Source organism: Candidatus Poribacteria bacterium (assembly GCA_021295755.1).
Taxonomy (GTDB): domain Bacteria; phylum Poribacteria; class WGA-4E; order WGA-4E; family PCPOR2b; genus PCPOR2b.
This window is the reverse complement of sequence record JAGWBT010000210.1, coordinates 1-1,827: the sequence shown is the minus strand read 5'-3', so window position 1 is coordinate 1,827 and position 1,827 is coordinate 1. Positions and strand designations below refer to the sequence as shown.

Below are 1,827 nucleotides of genomic sequence, written 5' to 3'. Positions count from 1 at the left end.
GGCAGGATCATCATATCGAGCGAAATGTCTAGGGAGGCTAATTTCTCCTTAAACTGTGATAGAGAGTCTACATCCCAATCCAGCCAGTTGCCGGGTGGATTGGCTGAAACATGATTAACACCCAACTGGGGAAGCACTTTGTAGGCGTCCCAGTTATCTCCTGAAAGATTTTGTGTGCCAACGTGCATTTTGAACTCCTTTGATTAGTGCGTGAAACGTGATGCGTGAAACGTGAAAACTATTTTAGGGACGTGTCGGGCTGCCATCTGGTAGGCGGGTCTGCGTCCACCATTCAACCTCGTCCTGACATGGATATTTCGCTGCCAGATCTTCGTCGATGTCGATTCCCAGTCCCGGTTTGTCGCTGGGATACATGTATCCATTCCGAACTTCTGGCAGACCGGGGAAAATCTCATACATGTGTTCAGGGAAGTTACACCATTCCTGAATCCCGAAGTTGGGCGCCCATAAGTCGAGGTGCAGGTTCGCGGCATGCCCCACCGGCGATGTGTCGCCGGGTCCGTGCCACGCGGTGCGGACACCGTACATGTTGGCAAATGCCGCGACATGACGTGCAGGTGTCAGTCCACCCATTTGGCTGACATGCATCCGGATAAAGTCGATCAGGCGACCGGCAATTAACGGTTGCCACTCGCGGGGATTGTTGAACAGTTCACCCATCGCAATCGGGGTACAGCATTGTTGGCGCATGTTGGCGAACCATTCCAGATCTTCTGGGGCAAGTGGGTCTTCGAGAAAGAAGAGGTTGAACGGCTCGACATCTTTAGCAAATTTGACTGCGTCGATGGGGTGCAACCGCTCATGAATATCGTGCAACAGTTCAGCCTCATCCCCCACTTCAGCTCGGACATGCTCAATCATCCGCAATATATTTAGGGTGTACTCCCGTGGATCGAAGTATGCCCCGTCAGGCGCGCCTTCCGGCTTAACGATTCGACTCGCCTCCCCACCGTAACCACCCATCTGAATCCGAATGTAGCGGTAGCCGTTTTCCATGAATTGCCGGACACTGTCAGCGACAGCTTCGGGTGAATTGCCGCCCGCATGTCCATAGACCGCAGCCGCCTCACGACATTTTCCGCCCAGAAGTTCATAAACCGGCATCCCTGCCTGTTTCCCTTTGATGTCCCATAATGCTTGATCCGCACCAGAAATCGCGTTGCTTAAAACGGGTCCATTACGCCAATAGCTATGCACCATCCCCATCTGCCAGATCTCTTCGATGCGAGAGACATCGCGTCCGATTAGGAAGGGTTTCAGGTGTTTTTCCATTGCGGTGACAACGGCGTGGAACCGCTGCGTAAAGGTCGCACATCCCAAACCGTACAAACCTGGCTCCGAGGTGATAATTTTGACAATGACCAACCGTGAACCTGCCGGTTGCGTTATGATTGTCTGAACATCTTTAATCGTTACTTTAGCCATATAAATCCCTTCTCCTCATTTGAGGTGAACCCCTCTCGCGAGGATATAATCTTTTTTCTGTTGCTCTAGTTAGACAGATTTGCTAAAATCCTCTCAACCCCGAACAATAACATCAAACCGGTTGTAGGCGGGGCATCTTGCCCCGCAACTGCGTAAACACTACACCTTAAAGAAAGGAATGAGATATGTTGAGCACCCAATTGTTTCAACTCAAACGTTTCTGTCTTGCCTTTGTTCTGATCGCTAGTTTTGCTGTCGCTGTAGTAGGGACAGCTGACAAACACGCGTCAATGCCGAGCGGGGATGCGAGCATTGTCTCCCCCGATGCCAAGCTAGAGCTACTGTTCAGCGACGCGTTCTTCACAGAGGGAGCAGCTGTGG

2 protein-coding genes and 1 pseudogene (1 of these 3 only partly in view) are annotated in these 1,827 nt (G+C 51.6%); 1 reads left to right on the top strand and 2 read right to left on the bottom strand.

The annotated features are described in order from the left end of the window. Positions 1 to 188 (bottom strand): annotated as a pseudogene (locus J4G02_21885) (mannonate dehydratase) (it extends 771 nt beyond the left edge of the window). Positions 189 to 243: 55 nt separating this feature from the next. Continuing rightward, positions 244 to 1,446, bottom strand: coding sequence for a starvation-sensing protein RspA (locus J4G02_21880; GenBank protein MCE2397165.1), 1,203 nt, complete (start codon positions 1,444 to 1,446; stop codon positions 244 to 246). A 185-nt stretch (positions 1,447 to 1,631) separates the two neighbouring features. On the opposite strand from J4G02_21880, the gene J4G02_21875 reads away from it, so the two are divergent. Then, positions 1,632 to 1,827 (top strand): hypothetical protein (locus tag J4G02_21875; protein MCE2397164.1); only part of this gene is annotated, 196 nt, incomplete at its 3' end.